The sequence below is a fragment of the Phormidium sp. CCY1219 genome, from assembly GCF_055795085.1.
This window is the reverse complement of record NZ_JAYFEQ010000977.1, coordinates 1-401: the sequence shown is the minus strand read 5'-3', so window position 1 is coordinate 401 and position 401 is coordinate 1. Positions and strand designations below refer to the sequence as shown.

Genomic DNA, 401 nt, shown 5'->3' with positions numbered 1-401 from the left:
CAACGAAGCCTTACCCAAATTATGGATTCTCACCCCCACCGCTTCCCCTACCATTTTATCAAGATTTAGCGCTATGCTAGAAGAAAACTGGCTGCCAGGAATCTATGGGATGGGGGAGGCATTCCGCAGTGCGATCGTGGTGATTCACCAGTTACCCCAAACCCCAGAAACTCTCTGGTTGAGGTTGCTGGGGCGCGGAAGAGTCCAAGAACAGGCGATCGACGAACTAGAAGCCTTATCCCCGGATATTCCCTTACGGTCAATGACCTTAAATTTGTTATATCACTTGGAAAGAACTCTGGCAGTGCGACAAGATTTAGATGAAGGAGACAGAGCGTTAATTATGAGATTAGCACCCCTTTACCAACAAGAACAAGAAAAAGCCTTTCAGCAAGGAGAAC

1 pseudogene is annotated in these 401 nt (G+C 47.4%); it reads left to right on the top strand.

Annotated elements, in window-relative coordinates:
* Positions 1-73: 73 nt before the first annotated feature.
* Positions 74-401: pseudogene (locus AC0QH1_RS31700) on the top strand (hypothetical protein); the annotation flags it as partial.